Below are 21,470 nucleotides of genomic sequence, written 5' to 3' on the forward strand. Positions count from 1 at the left end.
GAGTGATGAGAGACCGAACATCGGAGATACTCATGGACACACTTCATCCGGTCCTGCGGCGGGTCACCGACCGCATCGCAGACCGTAGCCAGTCCGCTCGCGCCGCCTACCTCGCTCGAATCGACGCCGCAGGAGATCGAGGCCCCGCCCGTGGCCGCCTCGCCTGCGCAAACATCGCCCACGGTTTCGCCGCCTCCGGCAAGGCCGACAAACAAGCACTGCGCGGCATGGTCAAGCCCAACATCGCCATCGTCTCGGCGTACAACGACATGCTCTCGGCGCACAAGCCGTTCGAGAACTACCCCGCCGTGCTGAAGAAGTCCGTCATCGATGCCGGCGGCATCGCGCAGTTCGCCGGGGGAGTCCCCGCCATGTGCGACGGCATCACTCAGGGCCGCGACGGCATGCAGCTCTCACTCTTCAGCCGAGACATCATCGCAATGTCGACGGCAATTGCGTTGTCCCACGACATGTTCGACGCCACCCTGATGCTCGGGGTGTGCGACAAGATCGTCCCCGGAATGCTCATCGGTGCACTGAGTTTCGGCCATCTTCCCGCGGTGTTCGTGCCCGCCGGTCCGATGACGTCCGGACTTCCCAACGGGGAGAAGGCAAAAGCGCGCCAGCTCTACGCCGAGGGCAAGGTTGGCCGTGAGGCTCTGCTCGACGCCGAGGCCGCGTCGTATCACGGCAGTGGTACCTGCACCTTCTTCGGAACGGCCAATTCCAATCAGCTGCTGATGGAGGTCATGGGCCTGCATCTGCCGGGATCGTCGTTCGTCAACCCCGGAACTGCGATGCGCGACGCATTGACCCGCGAGGCCGCGCACGTCGTCACCGGCCTGACGTCGCTCGGTGACAACTACACGCCGGTGGGTGAGGTCGTGGACGTCAAGTCGATCGTCAACGGCTGCGTCGCGTTGCTCGCCACCGGTGGTTCGACCAATCACACGATGCACCTCGTCGCCATCGCCAAGGCTGCCGGCATCACGCTGACCTGGCAGGACCTGTCCGATCTGTCGGCCGTCGTGCCGCTGATGGCCAGGATCTACCCGAACGGCAAGGCCGACGTCAATCACTTCCACGCAGCAGGCGGCCTCGGGTTCGTCATCGGATCTCTGCTCGACGCCGGGTTGATGCACGAGGACGTGAAAACCGTTGCTGGGCAAGGCCTGCGACGCTACACCCAAGAGCCGAAGCTCGACGGCGACGGAGTGATGTGGCAGGACGGAACTCGAATCAGTCATGACGCCAGCGTGTTACGCGGTGCAACCGAGCCGTTCAGTGCCGACGGAGGGCTGAAGATGTTGACCGGTCCGATCGGCAAAAGCGTCATCAAGACCTCTGCGGTGGCACCGGAACATCGTGTGGTCAGCGGTCCGGCTCGGGTGTTCGACGACCAAGCCGACTTCCTGGCGGCGTTCGATGCAGGACTGCTCGACACCGATTTCGTTGCGGTGCTGCGGTACCAGGGACCGCAGGCCAACGGCATGCCAGAACTCCACAAGCTCACCCCCGCGTTGGGTATCCTGCAGGACCGCGGCCGGTCCGTCGCGCTGATCACCGACGGCCGGATGTCCGGAGCTTCCGGAAAAGTGCCTGCGGCAATTCATCTCACACCCGAGGCGGCGAGCGGTGGACCGATAGCGAAGATCCTCGACGGTGACGTGATCACCGTGGACTCTCTCGGTGGCACATTGTCGATCGACGTTCCGCTCGACGAGTTCGAAGCCCGACCGGTCACCGGTCGAGTGTTGGACGCAGACGAGTGGTCGAGCACCGGCCGTGACCTGTTCTCCGGGATGCGTGCTCTCGTCGGTCCGGCAGACGAGGGTGCGATGTTCGTGATGCGTTGACCCGAGAACCCGATTCGAGAGAAAGTAAGACCGTGACTGCATCCTTGCTCGACCGTGTACCCGTCATTCCTGTCGTCGTCATCGACGATCTCGACCATGCCGTTCCGATCGCTCGCGCTCTGGTGGCGGGCGGAGTGCCCGTCATCGAGTTGACTCTGCGGACACCGGTGGCGCTCGATGCCATCGAGCGCATCGCCGCCGAGGTTCCCGACATCCTCATCGGTGCCGGCACGATCATCACTCCCGGCCAGGCCAAGCAGGCCGCCGACGCGGGCGCACAGTTCCTGGTCTCGCCCGGCTGTACGCCTTCCCTGACGAAGGCCATGCGAGACACCGGACTACCCCACTTGCCCGGTGCCGCAACGGTGTCCGAGGTGCTCACTCTGCTCGAGGCCGGTTACACCGAGCTCAAGTTCTTCCCGGCCGAAGCATCCGGTGGCGCGAATTTCTTGAAGTCGATCCACTCGCCGATCCCGGCCGCACGCTTCTGCCCGACGGGTGGCATCTCGACCTCCAATGCATCGAGCTACCTGGCGCTGCCGAACGTCGGCTGTGTGGGCGGATCGTGGCTCACTCCGGCTTCGGCCGTCGCGCAGGAGGATTGGGACGCCGTCACTCGGTTGGCCGAGGCCACCTCGACGCTGAAGGCAACAGCCCAGTAGCGGTCAGCACCACGAGTGTTCATCCGCGGGTGACCGAGATACCGCCGTCCACGTACAGCGTTGTCCCGTGCACCATCGCGGCGTCGTCGGAGACCAGAAACAGCACTCCGTTCGCAATGTCCTGTGGCTCGAGCACTGTGCCTGCAGGCGTTCCGGCCGTCATGGCGTCCAACACCTCTCGCGCATCCTCGTTGCCCGGCGTGAGCGTCGCGCCGGGTGCGAGGGCGTTGACCCGCACGCCGCGTGGGCCGAACTCGGCAGCCCAACTGCGAGTGAGTTGTTCGTCGGCGGCCTTGGTAGCGGAGTACATCGCGGCGAAGGGGCTGCCCATCATGGCCATCCACGACCCGATGTTCACGATGACGCCACTGCCGCGCTCGGCCATGGCGGGAGCCAGTTCGCCGACGAGCACATGCGGAGCTCGAACGTTGACGGCGAGCATCGCGTCGAGCTGGTCGTCGGGCAGGTCTGCGGTGGCGGTGGCCGGATAGATGCCGGCGTTGTTGACGAGAATGTCGACACGGCCGCCGAGAGCGTCGGTGGCGCGGGCCGCGAATTCGCGGAGCTCCTGGTAGCTGCCCGAGAGATCGACGTCGACGAAGGCCGCAGTGCCGCCTGTCTCGGAAATGCTGTGCGCCAGGGCCTTGCCGCGCTCGGCGTCGCGGCCGCTGACGACCACCGATGCCCCCTGGGCGGCGAGGGTCAGCGCGATGGCAGCACCGATCCCACTGGTCGATCCGGTGACGACGGCTGTGCGTCCGAGGAGCTGCGGAGAAGTGGAAGAAGTCATGACGCCATGTCTACGGTCGGTCGAGGCAGGCAACCAGGCGTCGTTCTGCCTAGGTCTGTCATGACCAGGTTGCCGATCGCCCATGTCGCTACTGTGGGATTTGTGAACAAAGACAGGTCCGCCCTCAGCGCATTTCTGCGTGATCGGCGCGACCGCATGACCCCGATCGAGGCCGGGATTCGTACGTATCCCGGTGCCCGACGGGTGCCGGGTCTGCGGCGCGAAGAGCTGGCGGCTCTGGCCGGAGTGAGTCCGGATTACTACAGCAAACTCGAACAGGGTCGGCAGGCCAACGTGTCGAACGAGGTGCTGCTGGCAATCGCCGGTGCGTTGAAGCTCGATGATGTCGAGTCCGCGCATCTACTCGATCTCGCGTCCCCGGCGACGCCCACCGAGGATGCTGCGCAGGTACCGAATCCAGGGCTGCTCCAGGTCATGAAGGCGCTCGACCATGTGCCGGTGATCCTGCTCGGGCGCAGCGGGGCCGTCCTGGCCAGCAACTCGCTGGTCCGATCGGTACTGAGTCTGCAACCGTCCGCCGACCAGTCGTTGTTCCACTATCTGTTTCGCAACCCCATCGCCCGCGAGCGAATCGTCAATTGGTCGCAGTTCGCGGCAGCATCGGTCGCGGGGTTGCGCCGTGACCTCGCTCGTCGACCGGGGGATCGCTTGCTCATCGCCTTGATCGCCGAATTGCGTTCCGCAGAGCCATGTTTCGAGCAGTGGTGGGGCGACCACGAGGTTCGCGAATTCGAGCGCGCAACCAAGATCATCCAGCATCCGGCGGCGGGAACCCTCGAATTCGGTATCGAGTTTCTGACCTCGCCCAGCGAGCCGGATCAGAGTCTCATCGTCTACACGGTCGAGGACGGGTCGAGCACCGCCGAGATTCTGCCGATCTTGGCGAGTTGGGACCCGAGTTCGGCGATCCGCACTTGACCTCGATATAAGTCGAGGTTTTAGCGTCGCCTGCATGGACACACTCGGTCTCGGCAGACTCGGCATTTCCATCGACGTATCGCCGTCGTACCTCGACGACGCACGCGAGTTGGAATCACTCGGATTCACCTCGGTCTGGTTGCCGGGCGGGCAGCTCGATCGGCTCGGCAGGTTGGCCGATCTGGTCCACGCGACCGAGAAGGCGACCATCGTTCCGGGGATCGTGCCGGTCGATGTGTACTCACCTGCACAGACCGGTGAGCTGTTCGACGAGCTCTCGGGCACCGGTCGATTCGTTGTCGGCCTCGGTGGGCCGCAGAGTGCTCGGCCTTTGGCCGGGTTGAGGAGGTACCTCGACGAGCTCGAGGTGCCCGCCGATCACCTTCTGCTCGCGGCGCTCGGTCCGAAGAAGTTGGAGATGGCGCGGGACCGCGCTGCCGGCGCAATCGCGTTGCTGGTGAAGCCGGAGTGGACGGCGCAGGCGCGCGGTGCACTCGGTGGGTCGGCGTTGGTGGTCGACCAGTTCGTCGTGGTCGAGTCCGACCCGGATCGGGCGCGTGCTGCAGCTCGGCAGCCGCTGAGCTTTCTCGCCACTGTTCCCGGCTATCGGCAGAACTTCCTGCGGATGGGCTTCGCCGAGGCCGACGTCGACCAGCTCAGCGACCGATTGATCGACGGCCTGGTGATGTGGGGGAGTATCGAGACGATCGCTTCGCGGGTGGCGGAGCACCACGAGGCGGGAGCGGATCACGTCGTTCTTGCACCCCTCGGCGCTTCCAGTATCGACGCTGGCCGGGCACTGTCCGAGCTGGTGGTGTCGTCAAAGTAGACTCCATAGACCGTGAGCCTCACCCTCGGAATCGTCGGACTGCCCAACGTCGGCAAGTCCACCCTCTTCAATGCACTGACCAACAACGATGTGCTGGCCGCGAACTATCCGTTCGCCACCATCGAGCCCAACGTCGGAGTGGTCGCGCTGCCGGATCCTCGGCTCGAGAAGCTGGCCGAGGTGTTCGGTTCGGAGAAGCTCGTGCCCGCGCTGGTGTCGTTCGTCGACATCGCAGGCATCGTCAAGGGTGCGTCCGAGGGCGCGGGCCTGGGCAACAAGTTCCTCGCCAACATTCGTGAGGCCGACGCCATCTGCCAGGTCGTTCGTGTCTTCGCCGACGACGACGTGGTGCACGTCGACGGTCGCGTCGACCCGACCGCCGATATCGAGGTCATCGAAACCGAACTCGCGATCGCCGATCTGCAGACCCTCGAGAAGGCCATTCCGCGCCTCGAGAAAGAGGTGCGGATCAAGAAGGATCGTAAGCCCGCACTCGATGCGGCGCTGGCCGCGCAGGCTGTGTTGAACGACGGCAAGACGCTGTTCTCGGCCAAGGCGAAGTTGGACTTCGAGCTGCTCGGTGAATTCCAGTTGCTCACCACGAAGCCCTTCCTCTACGTCTTCAACGCCGACGAGTCGGTGCTGACCGACGACGCGAAGATCGGCGAACTCGCGCGCCTCGTCGCGCCCGCCGATGCCGTTTTCCTCGATGCGAAGATCGAATCCGAGTTGCTCGAACTCGACAAGGAATCGGCAGCCGAACTGCTCGAATCCGTCGGACAGACCGAGCCCGGTCTCGATGCGTTGGCACGTGCAGGCTTCCACACCCTCGGCCTACAGACCTACCTCACCGCTGGCCCGAAAGAGGCCCGCGCGTGGACGATTCATCGGGGTGACACCGCACCCCAGGCTGCGGGGGTCATTCACACCGACTTCGAGCGCGGCTTCATCAAGGCCGAAATCGTCTCCTACGAAGACCTCATCGCCGCGGGTTCCATGGCCTCGGCCAAGGCCGCAGGCAAGGTACGCATCGAAGGCAAGGACTACGTCATGGCCGACGGCGATGTGGTGGAGTTCCGCTTCAACGTCTAGTCGCCGAATTGCAGAATCGGCGGCGCTTTACCGCCGAGTGTCAGATATTGTTACCGCGGTGGTACGCGCCACCGACTGCGCTTCCACGTGGCAACCACGTGAATCATCGAGGAGAGGCCTGACCAGTTCAGGACATGTCCGGATGGGGTGCGGCGCAGAAATGCGCCTCCTTCATTGTGCCGATGCCCGACATCGGTTGGCGAAAGGACATGACATGTCGTCGAAGGACGAAAAGAACCTCGCTCAGGTGATCGAGAAGATCTCGAAGATGGACGAACCGCGGCGTTCGGTCATGCAGCGTGTGCACGACATCATCGTGTCCGCGGCACCCACTTTGAAGCCGCGGATCTGGTACGGAATGCCCGCCTATGCGAAGTCGGCGAGCACACCGGCGCTGGTGACGCTGCGCAACGACGATCGACTGAATCTGGCCATCACCGAGAAGGCGGTGTTCCGCGCTGCCGGTGGCGCGGACGGAGAGTTGATGCCTGCGGCGTGGTTCTTCGAGACCGTGGACGAGGGTACGGCGCAGCGCATCGCCGAGATCGTCCGTTCGGTCGTCGACTGAGCACGTTCGGTCGACCGCGGGTCCGGTCGGGACGGCGGCGCTCGGAGGAATACCCGAGGCGGTCGCCGTTGCCCGACGTGAGTTCATCCGTGACCCCTCGTCCACCAAATCTACGACACCCGAGTTGTGCTGCGAGTGATCGCAATTGCTCATCGCAGGGACGCCTATCGGTGATCATTGCGGCACGTTCTGCGAGTGGGCGTCGTCGTCTGCGCCGCCCAATGATGTTGACTACGCTTCGAATCGGACGATAGGAGAACGTGAATGGGTCTGCAGGAACTCGAAGCACTGGTGCACCGAACGGCCACTGCTGGGGAACCTTTCGAGCGTGGAGCCGACGAGGCGGAGCAGACATACTTGTCTTCGCTTGCGACACGGGAGAGTACGAAGCTGATCTGTGAGGTCGGGTTCAATGCCGGCTTCTCGAGTTGGGCGTTCCTCGACGCATCACCCGATACGACCGTCGTGTCCTTCGACCTGGCCGCCTATGCTTACAGCGACGCCGCGAAAGCACATATCGACGAACACTTTCCGGGCCGCCACACTCTGATCCCGGGCGACTCGCACACCACCATCGCGGCCTATGCGAAGGAACATCCGGACGTACGGTTCGACGTCATCTTCATCGACGGCGACCATTCGGTGGAAGGTGCTCGCGCAGACCTCGACGACCTCCGTCCACTCGCCACCGCGGACTCGATCGTGATCATGGACGACATCACCCCGTGGCTCTGGTTCGGCGAAGGTCCCACTCAGGCATGGCAGGAAGCCGTCGATGCGGGCCGGATTCTGCACACGCAGTACTTCCGCGACGGCGAACCGGTCGATGCGGTGACACCTCCGGCTGCCCGCGCCTGGGCCGAGGGGCGCTACCCCTTCTGAACCTCCGCGCGGGGTCGATCAGCGTTTCTCACCGACAGTCGGACACGGCCTGCCGTACCAACTCGGCGGCCTCGTCGGTGGTCGACGCGAAGTGGACGTTGTCGAAGCGGTGCAGGTAGGCGTCGTAGATACCGGATACCTTCCTGTTCGCGTTGTCCATCGCCACGACACGCTTGCCCATCATCGCCGCCAGTACCGCGGCGTGCAGTCGATCGGTGAGGACGACGGGTGCGAGGTTCAGAATGCGTTGGGCCACACGAAGGTTGAGCTTCGCCGTTTGCTCGTACGAGCGGAGAAGGGCGGGGTAGAGCAGACGATTCGTTCTGGGGAAACGTTGCGCAATCAGAGTCGGCAGCATCACCGCCGTCGAGATCGCCAGATCCGTTCCGTGCAGGCCCCAATCGTATTGGACGGATGAAGCGTCGATGTTCACCGATGCATGACCGAGGCTTTCCGAATCGGCGCGCAGGAGCTTCACGACCTCCACTGCAGAGCCTTCGGCGCTGCGCGCGATCTCGGCACCGAAAGCCATGTCCGGACAGTACTCGACGCGATTGCTCGGGAAATGCTCGAGCGCCAATTGGTACGAACGTTGTTCACGGAGCATGAGGGTGAGATCCGGGTGCTGCGCGTACAGGGCTGCGGTCCTCGTAAGGGCTTCGGCATCGGCAAAGTCGATGCTCTGGGGGAGGCACACTATTTTGTTGCGAGGAAACCGCGCAACGATTGCTTCACGAAACCTCTGGTCGATCGGCCACCGGTCGCCGAAATTTCCCCCGCCTTGCAAGAACAGGGCCCCGTCGCCGATTCGTTCTTCGAGTAGAGCATCGTTGTGGGTGAACGGATCGGACACGTAGTCGACGTGCACGTTCAACCGCTTCAGGTACTCGACCTCACCGGCGTGGATGAGCGAGTCACCGGCATTGTAGTGATTCGGAAAGTCCAGGTGCGCCACACGATCTCCCGGTTCCGCGTGAGGCCGCAGGACGCCGAGAGTCTCCTCGCGTAGCGCATCGACGGTCTCGTACGTCATCGGACGCTCGGTCTCTGCCGTCGGCCGAGCGAGGTCACTCGTGTTCGCAGAGCGCCGTAGTGAATCCCGATGTAGTGAGCCCACAAACCACTCGGCATCGGTCTCAGTACATTCGGCAGCCACGGATTACGAACTGTCGCAAGATAAAGTATCGACACCGCGTGTACGGGAATCCTGACCACGGACGAGGGGTGTGGGCAGCCCGATGCGCGGTGCTTCGTCGACAGTTGATACGACGTCCGGCCGTACGCCCGACCTTGCTCGAACGATCGACGGACAGTCGTTCTGACGCGGTAGGCGACCACTGCATCCGCGGCATGTCCGAGTGTCGATCCCGCCTGCTGAATTCTCCACGAGTAGTCGACGTCCTCGGCACCGCCGACGAAGTCTTCGTCGAAGTCTCCGACCTTCTCGAACACCCTCCGCCACATGGCGAAATTGCTCCCCGGTGCGTACGGCAGGTAGGCGGAGCGGAACAGAGCGCCGGGCGGCGGGACGGTTCGCCACGACGCCACCTCCGGGGAATTGAGGGATTCGACTTCGAGAGCGCCGCCCACCGCGTCGAAACTGTCGAGTGCATGTACCAGAGCAGTCAGCCAGGTCTTATGAGCGACGTCGTCGTGGTCGACGAAGGCAACTATGTCACCGCGCGCAGCTTTCACGCCGACGTTCCTGGCGTACGAGACTCCACGCTTGGCGGAGGCGTCGACCATGCGGATCGTCATAGGCAGAGAGAGATTCTCGAGGTGTGCGCGCAGGCCGTCGGTCGAGCCGTTGTCGCTGACTATCAGCTCGACGTCGCCCGTGTAGTCCTGTGCGGCGACGGCCTCGAGCTGCTCATCCAGATCGGGCAACCCGTTGTACACGGGGAGGACGATGGAAACGAGACTGATCGGCACGGTCCGACCCTATCGCGAATTCGGGCACCGTTCGGCCGCGTGCCCCGCTGCCCAGGCAGATATCGGCTACTTCTTTCCCCGCAACTTCTTCTCCAGCGGCGTCGGGAAGGACGGGACCACCGGGGTGCCGTCGAGCAGGGTGGTTATTCTTTCTGCCTCGGCTGCAACGGCTTTCGACACCGGAGCCCCGACGTCCTCCAGGAATTCCGTCACCACTGCTCCGGAACCGGTGACCGCCCAACCGCCGACGATACGACCACCGGACCAGATGGTCGGGCCGATGTTGCCGAAGGTGTCGAACAGCGGGGCCTTGTGCTCACCCAGATACCAGGCTCGGTGCTTCCACCCCATCGGCGTGGGATCGAGCGCAGGTAGCAGCATGACGCTCGTGCCGGAAGGCTTATCGAAAACAGTGCTGGACAACATGATTCCGTCGCCCTCGGTCAGTTCGACCGTAACGGTGTTCAGTCCGGACACCGCCTGACGAGTCTGTGTCTTGTTCCAGCCCGTCCACCACTGCAGATCGTCGAGGGTCGCAGGGCCGAACACCTCGAGCCAACGTCGGGCAAGATCGGCACGTGCCTCGGTCTCGTCGAGATCGGGAATCCCGTCCGGCCACCAGTGATCGATCGGTGCCCACGCGTGGCGTCGCGATGTCCACGCGCCCCGCGGTTCGACGCGCACCAGCCTTCCCTCGGCGGCCATCATCACCAGTACCTCCGAGGTGACGTACCGCTTGACGTCGTACACCTTGTCGGTGGTCGGCAGCAGCGCGGTCTTGAGGCCGGGCACGACGGCAGACAGCTCGGCCCCGGTCGCGGTCCCCATCGATCGCAACGTCGACTCGGTCTCGGCTTCGGTTGCGGCGAGCCATGATTCGACATCGGCGATTACCGGTTCGGTGGGCAACGTGGAGACCTGCTTGATCAGGCGTGCCCGCATGGTGCGCGCAACTCCCAGGCTCGCCGCAGCGTGAATCATCGGAACGTCGTCGTGAGCGACGACGAACATCGTGCGCCGCATCGCCATCAACCGCACCAGGCTCCGGCGCTCGTACATCGCATCACGAACATCCGAGAGTTCCAGTGTTCGAGCGCGGGCGAGCACCGACAGATACACCGTCGCCGGATCGGTGGCATGCAACGCGAGGAGTGACGACACCACAGCTTCGGTGGTCGATGCACGGGCGAAGTGCTGCGCGACGAGCCGGTGTCGGCGCTGAGCGTCGGTGATCTTCACGCGATCAGTGTGACGGCATTTGCGGCGCAGGGCCGACGAATCCGGTGAGAAGTGCGTCGGCGATGTCGCTCATCCCGTGTGCGCGGGCATCGGCGGCGGCACCGACGTGGTCGTACTCGACCAGCTCGAACGAGACTGTCCAGCTGCCACGGTCGTGGTCGTCGAGTACCGCGTAGCGCGCATGCGGAGAGCCGGATTCCATGACGTGCGGGTAGGGCTGATCGTCGTCGTAGGCGGGCACGCCGACGCTCCCTGGATTGACCACGAGTGTGCCGCTGGGGAGAGTCCATTGTCGCTGCAGGTGGGTGTGGCCGCAGGCGATGACGGAGTGGTTCGTAAAACCTGCTGCCCTGTCCAGTATCTCGGCCTCGGTTGCCTCGCGAGAGCCGTTGTCGTCCACCGAGTGCAGGAAATATTGCTCATCATCGGTGGGTGTTCCGTGCACTGCGAGGATTCCGCCATCGAACTCCAATGAGAACGGCAGCGAGGCCAGCCACTGTCGATGCTCGTCGTCGAGTCGATCATGGGCGTGCCGATCCCAACTGCCCATGGACTCCCGGTCCTGCTCGAGCAGATAGCGGTCGTGATTTCCCGCGACAGTGGGAAAACCGAGTGCCATCAGCCGGTCCGCAGTTCGACGCGGATGCAGGCCGCCGGACAACAGATCGCCGAGATTGATCACCGAGTCGACGCGATGGCGTTCGATGTCGTCGACGACGGCGTCGAGCGCCGCGATGTTGCCGTGAATATCGGCAATGAGAGCTACCCGCACAACCACAGGATCGCAGCGTGGGCAGTCGACTGCAACACGGCAGCCCGGAGGCGAGTGCTGGAGACTTCACCCTCACACACCCGCCGTCGATGGGTGGTTTCTCCATAGACCTACGCTCGAGTCGCCCATAACGTGGTCCAGGTCACTTTCGATCTAGGGAAGGCCGAGCCCATGCCTGCAGTCACGTCGAAGCCCGAGATCGAATCGAGGGTGGTCAAGAAGGTCGCTCGACGTATCATCCCGTTCCTCGGATTGGCTTACTTCGTCAACTATCTCGATCGCACCAACATCGGCCTCGCCAAGCTGACCATGAGCGACGAATTGGGCCTCACCGAGACGATGTTCGGCCTGGCGTCGGGACTGTTCTTCATCGGGTATCTGCTGTTCGAGGTGCCCAGTAATCTGGCGCTGCACAAATTCGGTGCCCGACGGTGGATCGCCCGCATCATGGTGTCGTGGGGAATCGTGGCCGCCGCCATGGCTTTCGTGCCGACGGCAGGGTGGCTGTACGGTCTACGCATCCTTCTCGGCATCGCCGAGGCCGGCTTCTTTCCCGGCGTACTGCTGTACATGACGATGTGGTTTCCGCGCGCCTACCGCGTGCGGTTGATGGGCCTGTTCTTGCTGGCACTGCCTGTGTCATCGGCGCTCGGTGCGCCCCTGTCGAGTGCGATCATTCAGTACCTGGACGGTCTGTTCGGACTGTCGGGTTGGCGGGTTATGTTCCTCCTCGAAGGCATTCCGGCGATTCTGCTCGGCGTGATCACCTGGTTCTATCTCACGGATCGACCGTCTCAGGCGAAGTGGCTCACAGTCGCCGAGAAGGAATGGCTCACTACGGAATTGGAGTCCGAGGACGCAGTGAAAGGCGGGCACGTCAGCGGCTCGGTCAAGCGTGCGCTCGGTGATGTACGAGTATGGATGCTCGGCCTGATCTACTTCGGCATCACCTACGGCCTCTACTCCCTGAGTTTCTTTCTGCCCAGCATCGTCGCGGGATTCAAGCAGACGTTCGATACCGACTTCTCGCTCGTGACCACGGGACTCATCGTGGCGGTGCCGTTCGCAGTGGGCGCGGTGGCGATGGTGCTGTGGAGTCGGCATTCGGACCTGACCGGCGAGCGAACGTGGCATGTAGCGATACCGACTCTGATCGGTGCGATCTCCATTCCGTTTGCGCTGTACATGGATTCACCGTTCACCACCATGATTGCGGTGACCGTCAACGCCGTCGGCGTGTTCTGCGCTCTACCTGTTTTCTGGTACCTGCCCAGCACCTTCCTCACCGGAGCCGGCGCAGCGGCTGGAATCGCGATCATCAACTCGGTCGGCAACACCTCGGGCTTCGGTGCCCCATACGTGACGGGGTGGCTGCTCGACGCCACTGGCAACGCCAAGGCGGGCCTGTGGGTGGTCGGCGGTGTCATGCTCATGGCGGTGGTGTTGGTGATCGCTCTGCGCAGCCGAATGGGAGTCCGCTCCGAGAACAATACGGATGTGCCGGTGGCGCACTGACGAACGGCTGCGTAGTTACGGAGCCGAGCATCTTCTACACAGCCGGATCCAGTCCCCGCACCGTACAGCGGACATACTCGACGAATGACGAGTCGCGGGCGGGTCCGGAGCTGGGAGATTCTCGGCATGGAGGGCGTCATCGATTCCGAGGACACTCCGGGCGGAAGCTGGACGCCGTCTGGTGCCGTTGCTGTTCACGGATTGCCGGTGCTGACTCCAGGCGAAGAGGTGGAGTTCGAGTGGCAGCCACAGGAAGAACCTCGGTACGGGTACAGCTTCTTCACAGTTCGCGCCTGGCCGCTGGGCACCGAACCGGTTCCACAGTCGAGTCGTCCGACATTCGGTGCTTGGGATATTGCCCCTGACGGCACCGTCACCGAAGTGACAGATCTGGATCGGGACGAACCGATTCGGCTCGGAACGTGGTCAGTCGGAGTGGTGTCCATGTGGAACGGCGAAGAGAGTTGGGGCGTCATCGATTCCGAGGACACTCCGGGTGGATGCTGGTCATTCTTCAGCGCGCTGCATCCCGATGAGGTCATCGACTCTCGATCGGGAACAGGGTTCGACATCGGTGGAGGTGTCTCCGAGCTCGCAGTAGGCGAGCAGGTCGACTTCGAGTGGGAGCCTGCTGTCGATCAGGACGGTTATCGGTTTCGCGCGATCAGGGTCCGACCGCGTCGCGAGACTCCGCCCTGGCGGATCCAGCGATTCGATGGCTGACGCATTCGAATCGAAATCCACGGTGCTCTGACCTCCCGGCGGCCTCCGACGGTTATCGAGCCGCCGCTCGCTGGCCGTCGACGCGGATCGTGGGATGCAGTGGATCAGGGTGTGAACACTTTGCCCGGGTTCAGGATTCCGCGCGGATCCAGTGCCTTCTTCACAGCTCGGTGCATTTCCAACACCACCGGATCGAGTTCCTGCACCAGGCCGTCCATCTTGAGCAGTCCGACTCCGTGTTCGCCGGTCACGGTGCCGCCGAGTTCCAGTGCAGCGTCGATGATCTCGGCGAAGGCGGCCTGAGCGCGTTCGCGAGCCGGAAGGTCGTCGTGCGGAGTGATGAGCAGCGGGTGGAGGTTTCCGTCACCGGCGTGTGCGATGTTGGCGATGGTCGTCTCGTAGCGAAGGCCGATCTGCTCGATGCGCGAAAGCATCTCGGGTACATGCTTCTTCGGCACACACACGTCCTCGGTCAACACCGGACCCAGACGTTCCATCGCGGGATACGCCAATCGTCGGGCCGCAAACAGCGCGTCGGCCTCTTCCTGATCGGTCGAGACCGCAGACCAGGTCGCTCCGGCCTCGTCGAAGCACGAGAGCATCTTCTCGGCTTCCTGGTCTCCGATGAGACCCGGATCGTCGATACGTCCGAGCAACACCACATTCGCCTCGACCGACAGGCCCATGTTCTTCCACGCGTCGACGGCGATGAGGCACTGCCTGTCGATCAATTCCAGTGCGGACGGCGTCAAGCCGGCGGCGGCCACCGCGGCGACGGCACGCCCGGCGTCGACGATCGAATCGAAGTAGCCGGCGACGGTCCGCTGCGGATCCTGCAGCGGGCGTAGTTTCAGGGTCACCTCGGTGATGATGCCGAGGGTGCCCTCCGATCCGACCATCAAGCCTGCAAGGTCGTAACCGGCAACGCCTTTGGCGGTCTTGCGGCCGAGTCGAACCAGTTCTCCGGTTCCGGTGACGACCTGCATGCCCATCACGTAGTCGCGCGTGACGCCGTACTTGACGCAGCACAATCCGCCGGCATTGGTGGCGACGTTGCCGCCGATGGTCGACCACGGCGCACTGGCCGGATCCGGGGGATACCACAGACCCTGCTCGGCAACGATTGCGCGCAGGTGATCGTTGACGACTCCCGGCTCGACGACGGCGTAGCGCTCGAGTGGGTCGATCTCCTTGATCGTGTCCATGCCGTCGAGCGCGAGAACGACGCATCCCTCGGTGGCGTTCGCGCCGCCGGACAGTCCGGTGCCCGCCCCACGGGTGACGACGGGTGCGCCATGGGCCAGGCATGCACGAACGACGGCTTGGACTTCTTCGGCGCTGCGGGGTCGCACGACGGCGACCGGCGTCGAATACGGTGCCCATTCGGCCTCGTCGTGCTGGTAGGAGGCGACGACGTCCGGGTCAACCACGATCCGATCCGCGGGCAGGACCTCGGACAACTGTTCCACGAGCGACATGTGTTCGACTTTAGCTGTGACGCGGGTCTCGGCCAATGTAGGTTTTCTCCATGTCGCCCGCGAAGTCATGGATGGAAATGCTGCTCGACGACGCGTCCGTCGATGAATTGGAAGCCCATCGACGGGATCTTCCCGGTGCCGAGGCGCATGCGGCACTCCGGCTGCGAACTTTGCTCGATCAACGCAAACAACGCAGCACCGAACTCTCGGCGCTCAACGACATCGCGGTGCGCCTGACGACTGTGCGTGACAATCGGATTCTGCTGCAGGAAGTGGTGGACCAGGCGCGCAGGCTGCTCGGCGTGGACCTGGCCTACATGGGTTCGGTGTACGGCGACGAGTTCGTCATCGAGGTCACCAGTGGTGCCCTTACCCCGCAACTGGTGGGCATCAGGCTCACGCTGGACGAGGGGCTCGTCGGGCTGATCGTGCGCGGTGCCTCGCCGTCGTGGACACCCGACTATCAGAGCGAACCTGCATTTCGGCACATCACGGGAGCCGACAGTGCTGCGCGGTCGGAGAACATGCGCGGTCTGCTGGGCGTACCGCTTCGGGTCGGCGACCGCGTGATCGGCGCACTGTTCGCGTGCAAGCGGCAGGAGCGGGATTTCGCAGACAGTGAGATCGCTCTGCTGTCCGCACTGGCCGCGCACGCGGCCATCGCCATCGAGAACGTGCGAGCGATCGACACGCTCGAAACCCTCAACGCCGAATTATCGCTCCGCACCACGGAATTGGAGCAGACTCTGCAATGGGACCGCACGTTGACACAGGTCGTACTCCGAGGAGGCGGTGTGCGGAGTCTGGTTCGGGAGGTGGCGTCGGCCACCGAACGTCCGGCGTATTTCGTGGGCGATGGCGCGTCCGTACCGGTTGCCCTGGAGGACAGAGCGGTCCAGGTCGAAGCCTTGGTCGAACGGTGCAGGGCGGGTGCCGATACTGCCGTCGGCGACGAGATCACTGCGCGCCGGGTGGTGGCTGCCGGTCGCTTCTTGGGGGTGTTGATCTCCGTCGGATCGGACGACGACCAGACCCGCCTACTTCTCGATCGAGCTGTGCCGGCCATCGCGCTGTCGCTGGCCGAGGAGCGCGCGGCCGCGGAATCCGCCCGCCGGGCGCAGGACGCATTCCTGCTCGATCTACTCCTCCATCCGACGTCGACGCCCGAGGACGAACGCAGGCAGTTCCACCGTGCCGGACTGACTCCGGACGTGACGTATTGTGTGGCGGTCGCGCAGGGTAACGCGTCGAGAGCCGAGTTGGAAGCTCTCGCACTGCCCCCGGGATCGGTTGTAGCGGAGCAGGGTTCGAGAATCCTGTTGGTCGTTCCCGCTCGCGAGTCCGCTGCCGTTCGTCGTATGATCGTCACCCGGGCCACCGTGGGAATCTCCGAACCCGCGCGAGGAGCCGGCGCGCTGGCGACGGCGTTCCGAGAAGCGCAACAGACTGCTGACGTGCTGACGACTCTCGGCAGAGACGGAGAAGTGTCCTCGGCGCGCGGCCTGGGAATCTATCGAATCCTGCTGAGCCACATGGCCCGTGAGCACTTGGACGAACTCACCGAGGACAAGCTCGGGCCGTTGCTCGCCGAGCAGGACAAGCGCGGGGTTCCGTTGATGGAGACCCTGTCGACGTATCTGGCTCACGGTCGCCACCATTCGGCCACCGCGTCGAGCTTGGGAGTGCACGTCAACACGCTCTACCAACGGCTCGACGCCATCGACCGGCTGATCGGTACGCAGTGGCGTGACCCCGACGATGCGCTCGACCTTCAGGTGTTGATGCGCCTGCGCAGATCGGCCGATCTACTCGGTCTGTGAGCCACCGGCCGCGGGTTCGGTCTCGATCCCCGTCGCCTCGACCACGCTCGCCCACAGTGCATCTCGCACGCGAGGTGAATCTCCGCGCCAGGAAGGGTAATGAGTCGGACGCGGGGCCCGGTCGTGCCAGAACGTGCCGGTACTGGTCAAGGCCTGATCGGACCCGACGAGCCACACGATCGTGTCGGCCCCGTCGTGTGCGTTGCGCAGAATCGGCTTCATCACCGAACCGAACATCGGCATCGATCCGGTGACGCCGGGAGTGGCCGCCCAGCCCGGGTGCATGCTGTGCACCACCGGATCGTCTTCGAGCGAAAAGCGTTCGGCCAGTTGCTCGGCCACCACCACCTGCATGCGCTTCGTGCGAGCGTAGGCGGTCATGCCGGAGTACTTGCCGTTCTCGTACTCGAAGTCCGAGTTCTGCAGCGGCACCGCATACATGCCGCCGCTCGAGACGAACACGACCCGCGATCCGGCGTCGAACAGCTCTCGCAGTCCCACGGTCAATGCGACCGGCCCGAGAACGTGGGTGGCGAAGGCGGATTCGTGCCCCTGCGCCGAGAGTTGCCGCTCGTCCGGCATGACCCCGGCGCAGTGCACCAATGCGTGCACCGACGTGAGCTCGGATGCGAGAGCCGCGCTCAAGGCCGCCACGGAATCGAGATCGCTGATGTCACACTCGCGGACCACGAGGGAGGCGTCGGGCACCTCGGCTCGAATGGCCGCGGCCGCGGACTCCAGCCGATCGGCCGACCTGCCGACCAGGTGCACCCGTGCCCCCAACCTGGCCAGTTCCTTCGCGGTGGCTGCGCCCAATCCGGACGACGCGCCGGTCACCACCATGTCGATGGGGGCGGGGAACGGCGTCGGATCCGCGGCCCAGAATCGTCGACGCACCGTGGCACCGATGCGGGAGTATCCGGGAACGACTGCTCTGTCGAGGATCGTGTCCAATGTGCGGGTCAGCAATGACATGGCGCTGTGATACCCCGCGGTAACCGGATGTATGCGCGTCCCCACGCCGGGGTCGATGCCAGAATGAGCCCATGGTTCACCCCGCCGTCTCCGACGTCACCCGAGAGATCCTCGCCGAGCTTCCCGCCCACCGACGTGAGACCTTCGAGTTGCGTCTCGAGCAGTGGTTCCCCGATCTGCACGACGCGGTCTCGGCCGTCTATCCCGATCCCGACGCGGTGGCGGCCACCCTGGTGGAGATCGCTGCGAGCGCCTACGCGGCCCGCCCCGAGGATCTGCACCGGCTCGATCAGCGTCGGCTGCTCGAACCGGATTGGTTCCAGCAGCCGGACATGTTCGGCTACGCCTGTTATGTCGATCGGTACGGACAGACGCTGCGTGGGGTGGGCGAGCGACTCGACCATCTGACCGATCTGGGTGTCACCTACCTGCATCTGATGCCGCTGCTGCAGCCGCGGCCCGGTGACAACGACGGCGGATACGCGGTGATGGACTACCGCGCGGTTCGCGAGGACCTCGGCACCAACGAGGACCTGCGGGCGCTCGCGGAAACGCTGCGCGGACGCGGCATCAGTCTCGTTGTCGATCTGGTGCTCAATCACGTTGCCCGCGAGCACGAATGGGCCGAGAGGGCGCGCTCGGGCGATCCGAAGTATCGAGACTACTTTCTGATATATCCCGATCGCACCACCCCGGACTCGTACGAGCGCACACTCCCCGAGGTGTTCCCGGACTTCGCGCCCGGCAGCTTCACCTTCGACGACACACTCGGCGAGTGGGTGTGGACGACGTTCAACGAATGGCAGTGGGATCTGAACTGGGCCAATCCCGCTGTGCTGCAGGAGTTCGCAAGCATCGTGCTGCACCTGGCCAATCTCGGGGTCGAAGTGCTGCGCCTCGACGCGATCGCATTTCTGTGGAAGCGACTCGGCACCAACTGCCAGAACCAGCCCGAGGTGCATGCGGTCACTCAGGCCCTGCGCGCCACCGCCCGACTGGCGGCTCCGGCCACGCTGTTCAAGGCCGAGGCCATTGTCGGGCCCCGCGATCTGCTGCCGTACCTGGGTCAGGGCCGGCACACCGGACGGGTCTCGGACATCGCCTACCACAACTCGCTGATGGTCCAGGTGTGGTCGATGTTGGCAACGGGCAGTACGGCATTGGCGCGCCACGCCCTGGCGTCGTTGCCGCCCACGCCACCCAGCGGCACCTGGGTGACCTACGTTCGCTGCCACGACGACATCGGTTGGGCCGTCGACGACGGCGACGCGGCGTCCCTGGGACTCTCGGGCGCAGGGCATCGCCACTTTCTGGCCGACTGGTACTCGGGCGAATTCGACGGCTCCTGGGCCGAAGGTCTGGTGTTCCAGTACAACCCGGACACCGGTGACCGTCGGATCAGCGGCACCGCAGCCGCGCTGACCGGACTGGGGGAGTCCCGCCTGGATCCCGACGGCGCGTTCGGTCGAATCTTTCTCGCACACGCCATCATTGCCGGATGGGGTGGCATTCCCGTCGTATGGAGCGGCGACGAGCTCGGCTCCCCGGGAGATCCGAACTGGGCCGACGAACCGGCCCATGCCGAGGACAACCGATGGGTGCATCGGCCGCGCGTGACCGATGCCGATCGAGCCGGCCGATTCGAGCGGGGGAGTGACGCACAACGGGTGTTCGACGGAATCGCTCGCATCGCGAAGGTGCGCGCCGGCCTGCCGATGTTGCACGCCGAAGCGCCGGTGGACGTGCAGAGCGAGTCGGACGACGGTCTGCTCGTGGTGCGCAGGCGGCATCCGAGCGGCACCCTCGTCGCCCTCTACAACGTCACCGCCGAACACCGCTCGTTTCCGCACGCGCAGCTGATCGAACTCGGAATTCCGGCCCCGGTCGAGGTTCTCTCGCAGCACGATCTGCAGGTCGACGACACCGGCTCGGTGTGGTTGCCGCCCTATGCGGCGTGGTGGATCGTCGACAACCCGCTGCGTTAGAGGAGGCGGTGCCGTGACCGGCCTGTTACCCTGCCCCGGGACGGTCGGTAGATACGAACAAGGGGACAATGTCGATGCTGCATGCTCGGATACGAAGTCTGGTGCTCGCTGTGGTGGCCGTGTTGGTGGCCACGATGGCAACGGTGCTGATGGGGACCGGTGTGGCGAAGGCCGATTCCGAGCTCGTCTACGTCTATTCGCCGTCGATGGACAAGAACATTCCGATCAAGGTGCTCAAAGCCGCCGGTGGGGGACCCGCGCCGACGCTCTATCTGCTCGACGGGCTGCGCGCACCCGAGGACAACAGCGGCTGGCTCATCGAGACCGACGTCGAGAGCTTCTTCGCCGACAAGCACGTCAATGTGGTCATCCCGTTCGGCGGCGGCGGCACCTTCTACTCCGACTGGCAGCGCGACGATCCCAAGCTCGGGCGGGTGAAGTGGGAAACCTTCCTCACCCAGGAGCTGCCGCCGTTCATGGCGGATCGGTTCGGTAGTGACAACGTGAACAACGCCGTGGCCGGACTGTCGATGAGCGGAACCTCGGCGCTGAACCTGGCCGCGCACCATCCCGACTTCTACAAGGCGGTCGCGTCGTTCAGCGGCTACCCGACCGCCAGCAGTCCCGGATTCGCCCAGGGGATCGCCGTCGCCGTCGGCGAGATGGGTGGCAACGCGCGCAACATGTGGGGTACCTGGCCGTCCGCGGAGTGGATCCGCAACGACCCGTCCCTCAACGTCGGTGCTCTGCGCAACACGGCAGTCTTCGTCTCCTCGGGTAGTGGTTCGCCGGCCACGGACCCGGTCTTCAACCCGGCCAGCAGCAGCTTCGACCCCGTCAGGTTCGCGCAGATGGTGCCGCTCGAGACGGCTGCAGGGATGAGCAGCCGGGCATTCGTTCCGTTGTTGCAGGCCGCGGGCGGGCGACCCAACGTCAAGATCACCGGTACCGGTGTGCACTGGTGGAACCACTGGGAGCAGCATCTGCACGAGGCGTGGTTCGAGACGATCGCCCCTGCCGTCGGCGGCTGAGCGTTAGTCTGTTCGCCATGACACCACCGAGGATCACCGTCGACTACACGGTGCTCGACTGCCCGGACCCGGCTGCGCTCGGCCGCTTCTACAGCACCATCCTCGGCTGGGAACAGTCTCGTGACGACGGCGATTGGGTGGTGATCGACGGTCCGGGTGATCTGCGGTTGGCATTTCAGAAGGCACCGGACTTCGTCCCCATCGACTGGCCGCGCGAGGGCATCAAGATTCACCTCGATCTGGTGGTGGACGACATGGAGCAGGCCAGGGATTTCGTCGTCGACGCCGGGGCCGAACTCATCGACCACGCGCAACCCTCGTTCTGGGTGTTCCGCGATCCGGCCGGGCACATCTTCTGCCTGTGCAAGAGGGACTGATCCGC

20 protein-coding genes are annotated in these 21,470 nt (G+C 64.4%); 13 read left to right on the forward strand and 7 right to left on the reverse strand.

Features of this window, described 5'->3' with window-relative positions; translation table 11 throughout:
- The first annotated feature begins 32 nt into the window (after positions 1-32).
- Positions 33-1,856, forward strand: coding sequence for a phosphogluconate dehydratase (edd, locus tag CH276_RS21780; RefSeq protein WP_094629693.1), 1,824 nt, complete (start codon positions 33-35; stop codon positions 1,854-1,856).
- Positions 1,857-1,888: 32 nt separating this feature from the next.
- On the forward strand, positions 1,889-2,518 hold the full coding sequence (gene eda, locus CH276_RS21785) for a bifunctional 4-hydroxy-2-oxoglutarate aldolase/2-dehydro-3-deoxy-phosphogluconate aldolase (RefSeq protein ID WP_032394043.1): 630 nt from the start codon (positions 1,889-1,891) through the stop codon (positions 2,516-2,518).
- A 19-nt stretch (positions 2,519-2,537) separates the two neighbouring features.
- Here the strand turns inward: eda and CH276_RS21790 are convergent, their stop codons facing one another.
- A complete protein-coding gene (locus tag CH276_RS21790; protein ID WP_094629558.1) occupies positions 2,538-3,308 on the reverse strand; it encodes an SDR family NAD(P)-dependent oxidoreductase in 771 nt (256 codons plus the stop codon).
- A 102-nt stretch (positions 3,309-3,410) separates the two neighbouring features.
- Here CH276_RS21790 and CH276_RS21795 point away from each other — a divergent pair, with 102 nt between their 5' ends.
- From CH276_RS21795 to CH276_RS21815, 5 genes are all read left to right on the forward strand, one after another.
- Entirely contained in the window at positions 3,411-4,247 is an 837-nt protein-coding gene (locus tag CH276_RS21795) for a helix-turn-helix domain-containing protein (RefSeq protein ID WP_094629559.1), read from the forward strand.
- 34 nt (positions 4,248-4,281) lie between these two features.
- Positions 4,282-5,076: a TIGR03620 family F420-dependent LLM class oxidoreductase gene (locus CH276_RS21800; RefSeq protein WP_094629560.1), complete on the forward strand. Its 795-nt coding sequence runs from the start codon at positions 4,282-4,284 to the stop codon at positions 5,074-5,076.
- Positions 5,077-5,088: 12 nt separating this feature from the next.
- Complete coding sequence (gene ychF / locus CH276_RS21805; RefSeq protein ID WP_032394046.1) at positions 5,089-6,168, forward strand: redox-regulated ATPase YchF; 1,080 nt, start codon at positions 5,089-5,091, stop codon at positions 6,166-6,168.
- Between the two features lie 214 nt (positions 6,169-6,382).
- Complete coding sequence (locus CH276_RS21810; RefSeq protein ID WP_032394047.1) at positions 6,383-6,736, forward strand: DUF1801 domain-containing protein; 354 nt, start codon at positions 6,383-6,385, stop codon at positions 6,734-6,736.
- 264 nt (positions 6,737-7,000) lie between these two features.
- Positions 7,001-7,618, forward strand: coding sequence for a class I SAM-dependent methyltransferase (locus CH276_RS21815; protein WP_094629561.1), 618 nt, complete (start codon positions 7,001-7,003; stop codon positions 7,616-7,618).
- Between the two features lie 28 nt (positions 7,619-7,646).
- Here the strand turns inward: CH276_RS21815 and CH276_RS21820 are convergent, their stop codons facing one another.
- The 4 genes from CH276_RS21820 to CH276_RS21835 all read right to left on the reverse strand — a co-directional run bounded on the left by CH276_RS21820 (position 7,647) and on the right by CH276_RS21835 (position 11,561).
- Entirely contained in the window at positions 7,647-8,651 is a 1,005-nt protein-coding gene (locus tag CH276_RS21820; RefSeq protein ID WP_094629562.1) for a polysaccharide pyruvyl transferase family protein, read from the reverse strand.
- Positions 8,648-9,550 carry a glycosyltransferase gene (locus CH276_RS21825; protein WP_094629563.1) on the reverse strand — a complete coding sequence of 301 codons (903 nt, stop codon included), beginning with the start codon at positions 9,548-9,550 and terminating at the stop codon, positions 8,648-8,650. The genes CH276_RS21820 and CH276_RS21825 overlap by 4 nt, the downstream gene beginning before the upstream one ends.
- 66 nt (positions 9,551-9,616) lie before the next feature.
- The gene (locus CH276_RS21830; RefSeq protein WP_094629564.1) at positions 9,617-10,789 is read right to left on the reverse strand and encodes a winged helix DNA-binding domain-containing protein; all 1,173 of its coding nucleotides are present in this window, start codon (positions 10,787-10,789) and stop codon (positions 9,617-9,619) included.
- A 4-nt stretch (positions 10,790-10,793) separates the two neighbouring features.
- Positions 10,794-11,561, reverse strand: coding sequence for a metallophosphoesterase family protein (locus CH276_RS21835; RefSeq protein WP_094629565.1), 768 nt, complete (start codon positions 11,559-11,561; stop codon positions 10,794-10,796).
- Positions 11,562-11,732: 171 nt separating this feature from the next.
- Here CH276_RS21835 and CH276_RS21840 point away from each other — a divergent pair, with 171 nt between their 5' ends.
- Positions 11,733-13,076, forward strand: a complete 1,344-nt coding sequence (locus CH276_RS21840; protein ID WP_094629566.1) for an MFS transporter — start codon at positions 11,733-11,735, stop codon at positions 13,074-13,076.
- 84 nt (positions 13,077-13,160) lie between these two features.
- On the forward strand, positions 13,161-13,799 hold the full coding sequence (locus CH276_RS29070) for a hypothetical protein (RefSeq protein ID WP_254924007.1): 639 nt from the start codon (positions 13,161-13,163) through the stop codon (positions 13,797-13,799).
- A gap of 104 nt (positions 13,800-13,903) precedes the next feature.
- On the opposite strand, the gene CH276_RS21850 is transcribed toward CH276_RS29070, so the two are convergent.
- Positions 13,904-15,277, reverse strand: coding sequence for an FAD-binding oxidoreductase (locus CH276_RS21850; protein WP_094629567.1), 1,374 nt, complete (start codon positions 15,275-15,277; stop codon positions 13,904-13,906).
- A 71-nt stretch (positions 15,278-15,348) separates the two neighbouring features.
- Here CH276_RS21850 and CH276_RS21855 point away from each other — a divergent pair, with 71 nt between their 5' ends.
- Complete coding sequence (locus tag CH276_RS21855) at positions 15,349-17,097, forward strand: helix-turn-helix domain-containing protein (RefSeq protein WP_094629568.1); 1,749 nt, start codon at positions 15,349-15,351, stop codon at positions 17,095-17,097.
- Here the strand turns inward: CH276_RS21855 and CH276_RS21860 are convergent.
- Complete coding sequence (locus CH276_RS21860) at positions 17,083-18,072, reverse strand: SDR family NAD(P)-dependent oxidoreductase (RefSeq protein WP_094629569.1); 990 nt, start codon at positions 18,070-18,072, stop codon at positions 17,083-17,085. The two genes, CH276_RS21855 and CH276_RS21860, sit on opposite strands and share 15 nt — an antisense overlap.
- A 71-nt stretch (positions 18,073-18,143) precedes the next feature.
- Here CH276_RS21860 and CH276_RS21865 point away from each other — a divergent pair, with 71 nt between their 5' ends.
- The 3 genes from CH276_RS21865 (at position 18,144) to CH276_RS21875 (ending at position 21,465) form a co-directional block, all read left to right on the forward strand.
- Positions 18,144-20,057: an alpha-amylase family protein gene (locus CH276_RS21865; RefSeq protein WP_094629570.1), complete on the forward strand. Its 1,914-nt coding sequence runs from the start codon at positions 18,144-18,146 to the stop codon at positions 20,055-20,057.
- 74 nt (positions 20,058-20,131) lie between these two features.
- Positions 20,132-21,088: an alpha/beta hydrolase gene (locus CH276_RS21870; RefSeq protein ID WP_032394221.1), complete on the forward strand. Its 957-nt coding sequence runs from the start codon at positions 20,132-20,134 to the stop codon at positions 21,086-21,088.
- 17 nt (positions 21,089-21,105) lie between these two features.
- Positions 21,106-21,465, forward strand: coding sequence for a VOC family protein (locus CH276_RS21875; protein WP_094629571.1), 360 nt, complete (start codon positions 21,106-21,108; stop codon positions 21,463-21,465).
- Positions 21,466-21,470 lie beyond the last annotated feature (5 nt).

The sequence above is a fragment of the Rhodococcus sp. 06-470-2 genome (genome assembly GCF_002258235.1).
Classification (GTDB): Bacteria; Actinomycetota; Actinomycetes; order Mycobacteriales; family Mycobacteriaceae; genus Rhodococcoides.